The organism is Gordonibacter pamelaeae 7-10-1-b (assembly GCF_000210055.1).
GTDB classification, from domain to species: domain Bacteria; phylum Actinomycetota; class Coriobacteriia; order Coriobacteriales; family Eggerthellaceae; genus Gordonibacter; species Gordonibacter pamelaeae.
Genome location: NC_021021.1, coordinates 2,387,121 through 2,391,976 on the forward strand (window position 1 = coordinate 2,387,121; position 4,856 = coordinate 2,391,976).

The 4,856-nt window shown below is 68.5% G+C and carries 4 protein-coding genes; all 4 read left to right on the forward strand.

From position 1 onward, the window contains the following. Positions 1–738: class I SAM-dependent methyltransferase (locus tag GPA_RS11145; protein ID WP_041239522.1), on the forward strand; the 738-nt coding region annotated here is incomplete at its 5' end. A gap of 211 nt (positions 739–949) precedes the next feature. Further along, complete coding sequence (locus tag GPA_RS11150) at positions 950–2,221, forward strand: MFS transporter (protein WP_015539912.1); 1,272 nt, start codon at positions 950–952, stop codon at positions 2,219–2,221. 28 nt (positions 2,222–2,249) lie between these two features. After that, entirely contained in the window at positions 2,250–4,487 is a 2,238-nt protein-coding gene (locus tag GPA_RS11155; protein WP_015539913.1) for a molybdopterin-dependent oxidoreductase, read from the forward strand. A gap of 1 nt (position 4,488) precedes the next feature. After that, positions 4,489–4,830 (forward strand): hypothetical protein, encoded by a 342-nt coding sequence (locus GPA_RS11160; RefSeq protein ID WP_015539914.1) that lies wholly within the window; start codon positions 4,489–4,491, stop codon positions 4,828–4,830. Positions 4,831–4,856 lie beyond the last annotated feature (26 nt).

Here is a 4,856-nt window from a genome sequence, read left to right on the forward strand (position 1 = left end):
GTGCTGGCGCTCGCGCCCGTGGCGCTGGGCATCCGCCCCGACCACGTGTTCGCCAAGACGCGCCGGCGCGACAAGGGCGGCTCGCAGTACCGCGACGCCGGCCGGCGCAGCTACGTGACGCAGGTCGACGAGGACGGCTACCTCATGGAGGTGGACCTGTCGGGCTACCTGGACACGGGCATCTTCCTGGACCACCGCGCCACGCGCGAGCTCGTGGGCGCGAAGGCGGCGGGCAAGCGCTTCCTCAACCTGTTCGCCTACACGGGCACGGCCACCGTGCACGCGGCCGGCGGCGGGGCGGTGGAGACGACGACGGTGGACCTCTCGCAGACCTACCTGGACTGGGCGCGGCGCAACATGGCCGGCAACGGCTTCGCCGGGCCCGAGCACTCCTTCGAGCGCGCCGACGTCATGGCCTGGATCACCGAGACGCGCCGCAAGCCCCTGCGCTACGACCTGATCTTCGTGGACCCGCCCACGTTCTCCAACTCGAAGGCCATGGGCAGCCGCACCTGGGACGTGCAGCGCGACCACGTTGAGCTGCTCATCGGCGTGACGCGCCTGCTCACCGAGGGCGGCGAGGCCGTGTTCTCGTGCAACCTGCGCACCTTCAAGCCTGACCTGGAGGCGCTGGCGCGCTACGGCGTGGCGTTGGAGGACATCACGGCGTCCACGATCCCCCACGACTTCGAGCGCAACCCCAAGATCCACCAGTGCTACCTCGCGAGGCGCGCCTAGCCCCCTCGCGAAAAAACCGCCCGTCGCGTCTGCGACGGGCGGTTTTGCCTGATAGGATCTTCCTACTACGTTTTTTCCGATGCCCTCGCGCCCCTAATACGCGCTTTTTCCCGATTACACCCCCTCGCCCGGCTCCTAGAGTCCCTGGCAAGCCGCGGCTCGCAGCGATGCCGCGGGACGAACCGAAGGGAAACGGGAGAAGGAGGGGCTTATGGAAGCACGGAAGTCATCGTCGGCGAGAGGCTGGCTCGTCACGCTCGTGGGGATGCTGGCTGCGGTGGCCATCGCCATCAACATGTTCAAGGTGCCGCCCACCATGGGGCTGCTCATGGCCGACCTGGGGATCGGGCCGGCGCTCGGAGGCTGGCTCATGACGGTGCCCACGGTCACGGGGCTCGTGCTCGCGCTGCCGTCGGGCGGGCTCACCGACAAGTTCGGGCCGAAGAAGGTGGGCCTGTTCGCCATCCTGTCCGCGGCGGTGGGCAGCCTGATAGGGTCGTTCGCGCCGAATATCGAGCTCTTGCTGTTCAGCCGCTTCGTGGAGGGCCTGAGCTTCGCGCTCATCGGCGTTGCCGTGCCGGCCATCATCGCCCTATGGTTCTCGCCTGAGAAGAGCGGCGCGCCCATGGCCATCTGGTCGGGGTGGGTGCCCATCGGCATGCTCGCCATCTTCACGGGGGCGAACCTGTTCATCGCAGCCGACGACCCCGGCACGTGGGCGAACGTGTGGTGGCTCTCCACCGCGCTGCTCGTGGCGGCCGCCGTGCTGTACCTGGTGTTCGTGAAGGCGCCGGAGGGCTACGCGGCCGAGGACGCGCCGAAGATCTCGCTCGTCGAGGGCATGAAGTCGCCGTCGACGTGGCTGCTGGCCGTAGTGTTCGCCATGTTCGCGTTCATCATGTACGCCGTGTCCACGTTCGCGCCCACGTACTGCATGGAGGAGCTGGGCTACAGCCTGGAGGACTCCAACCTGTACTCGAGCCTCATCACGGTTGGCATGATCCTGGGCGTGGTGCTCATGACGCCCGTGCTCAACAAGGTGGTGAGGCTGAAGAGCCGCATCTGGCTGCTCGTGGCCAGCATGGTGCTCACGGCGCTCATCGCGGTGCTCGCGTTCAACGTGCCGCCGTCGGCCACCGTGGCCGTCATGATCATCACCGGCATCGTGCTGCAGCTCGTGCCGGCCGTCATCTGGCCCATCGCGCCGTCGGCCGCCGTGGCGCCCGTCTACATCGGCACGACGTTCGGCGTCATCGCGCTCGGACGCTCCATCGGCGGGTTCGGCAACGCGTCCATCGGCACGCTCATCGAGACGTCCGGCTGGGGCGCGGCCGTCATGCTGCTCGTGGGCATCGGCGTCGTGGGCGTGGCAGCCTGCCTGGCGCTGCTCAAGTTCCTGAAGGAGCCGGCCGGGGCGGCTGCGCCCGCCGGCGCGCCCACGGAGCCGGCCGAGGCGGAAGCCGCCGGCCGCTCGGCGAGATAAGACGAAAAGGACGAGGAAGGAGAAGGCTATGGAGGAGCGAGACTACCAATTCGTGGAGCACGAGAATCCTTACACGTACCGCGACGGGGACCTGACGGTCACGCGGGGGAGCGCCTGGTCGGGGCCGGGGTGCCACCTGGGATGCGGCGTGCTGCTCTACACGAACGACGAGGGCGACCTCGTGAAGGTGGAGGGCGACCCGGAGAACCCGTTCAACGAGGGGCGCCTGTGCGTGCGCTGCCTGGACCTGCCCGAGATGGTGAACAACCCGAAGCGCCTGACGCACCCGCTGCGCCGCGCCAAGGCCGACCGCGGCCATGACCGCTGGGAGCGCATCGGCTGGGACGAGGCGCTCGACCTCATCGCTGCCGAGCTCAACAAGGTGAAGGAGGCCTACGGCCCCGAGTCCGTCATCTTCTCGTGCGGCACCGGGCGCGACATCGCGCCGTACATCACGCGCCTGTGCTGGTCGTTCGGCTCGCCGAACTTCGTGAACATCTTCTCCGGCAACGCGTGCTACCTGCCGCGCGTGGCCGGCTGCATCGCCACGACGGGCGCGTTCTGGGTGGCCGACTGCGCCCAGCAGTTCCCCGACCGCTACGACAACCCCGCATGGCAGATGCCCGAGACCATGTTCGTGTGGGGCAACTACCCGCTCATCGCCAACTCGGACGGCTTCTTCGGCCACTGGGTGGTGGACCTCATGAAGCGCGGCATGAAGATCGTGATGATCGACCCGAAGGTCACGTGGCTCTCCGCCAAGGCCGAGGTGCACCTGCCGGTGCGCCCGGGCACCGACGCCGCGCTGGCGCTCGCCATGATGAACGTCATCATCAACGAGGACCTGTACGACCACGACTTCGTCGACCGCTGGTGCTACGGCTTCGAGGAGCTCTCCGAGCACGTGCAGCCGTTCACGCCCGAGTACGCCGAGACCACCACGTGGGTTCCGGCCGAGCGCATCCGCAAAGCCGCGCGCATCCTGGCGGCGAGCAGGCCCGCGACGCTGCAGTGGGGCGTGGCCGTGGACATGACGAAGGAGGCGCTGCCGGCCGGCCAGGCCATCATGGCGCTCTTCCAGGTGACGGGCAACGTGGAGGTGCCCGGCGGCATCATCGTGCCGCCCGAGATCCTGAACTACGGCGGCGGCTGGGGCTTCGAGCTTCTGGGCGACGAGCAGAACGAGAAGCGCCTCGGCCTGGACAAGTACTCGCTGTTCCGCCTGGGTTTCCAGGCGGCGCACCCGAACACCACCGTCGAGGCGATGAAGACGGGCAGGCCGTACCCCATCAAGGCCGCCTGGGTGCAGACGTCGAACTTCCTGGCCTGCATGTCGGCGAACTCCACCGAGGTGGCGGAGTGCTTCCGCAAGCTGGACTTCGTGGCGGGCGCCGACCTGTTCATGACGCCCACGATCATGGCGTTCTACGACGTGGTGCTGCCGGCGGCCATGTTCCCCGAGCGCGACGGCGTGCGCCTGGGCGACGGCGCGCAGCGCGCCGAGGCCATCAACAAGGTGTGCCAGGTGGGCGAGTGCAAGTCCGACATGGAGATGAACCTGGAGCTGGGCCGCCGCCTGGCCCCCGAGGCGTGGCCGCGGGAGAACGTCGAGGACATGTTCACCGAGATGATCGCCTCCTCCGGCATCACGTTCCCCGAGCTGCGCGAGGCGGCGCCGGTGTATTTGCCGTTCGAGTACGGCAAGCACGAGAAGGGCCTCCTGCGCCCCGACGGCAGCCCCGGCTTCTACACGGCCACGGGGCGCATCGAGCTGTGGTCGACGTACTACAAGAACGCCGGGCTCGACCCGCTGCCCGTGTTCGACGAGCCCGCGCCCGGCCCCCTGGCCACGCCCGAGCTCCTGGACGAGTACCCGCTCGTGCTGTGCACGGGCGCGCGCCGCTGGCCGTTCTTCCACTCGGAGCACCGCCAGGCCAAGCGCCTTCTGGCCATGCACCCCGACCCGTGGATCGAGATCCACCCCGAGACGTGCGCCGAGCTGGGCGTGGCGGACGGCGACTGGGTGTGGGTGGAGAACATGCTCGGGCGCGCGAAGCGTCGCGTGAAGGAGACGCCCATCTTCGACCCGCGCATCGTGGCGGCCGACCACGGCTGGTGGAACCCGGAGGGCGATCCGGAGAACCTCTACGACATAGGGGACCTGTGCATCAACAACCTCATAGCCTGGGGCAACGGCAAGAGCGGCTTCGGCGGCAACTACAAGACGAACCTGTGCAAGGTGTACAAGATGAAGGAGGGCGAGTGACATGGCGGAATACGGGCTGCTGGTGGACTACGAGTGGTGCACGGGATGCCATTCGTGCGAGATGGCGTGCGCGGTGGAGCACGGGTTCCCGCAGGGCCAGTGCGGCGTGGTGGTGTGCGAGGTGGGGCCGTGGAGCTACGGGCCCGAGAACGATCGCTGGCAGGTGGGCTACCAGCCGGCGTTCACCGACCAGTGCGACCTGTGCGCTGCGCGCACGGTTAAGGGCGGGACGCCCACGTGCGTGAAGCACTGCCAGGCGAAGTGCCTGGAGTACGGCCCGCTCGACGAGTTGGCGGGCAAGCTGGGCGCCAAGGCGAAGCAGGCGCTCGTGGCGCTGCGCTGACGCGGCGCGGCGTTCCGGCCCCCTCT

What these genes read in the sequence shown, in the direction of transcription:
- GPA_RS11150 (WP_015539912.1), top strand. Translation starts at nt 950, where the DNA reads ATGGAAGCACGGAAGTCATCGTCGGCGAGAGGCTGGCTCGTCACGCTC.
- GPA_RS11155 (WP_015539913.1), top strand. Translation starts at nt 2,250, where the DNA reads ATGGAGGAGCGAGACTACCAATTCGTGGAGCACGAGAATCCTTACACG.
- GPA_RS11160 (WP_015539914.1), top strand. Translation starts at nt 4,489, where the DNA reads ATGGCGGAATACGGGCTGCTGGTGGACTACGAGTGGTGCACGGGATGC.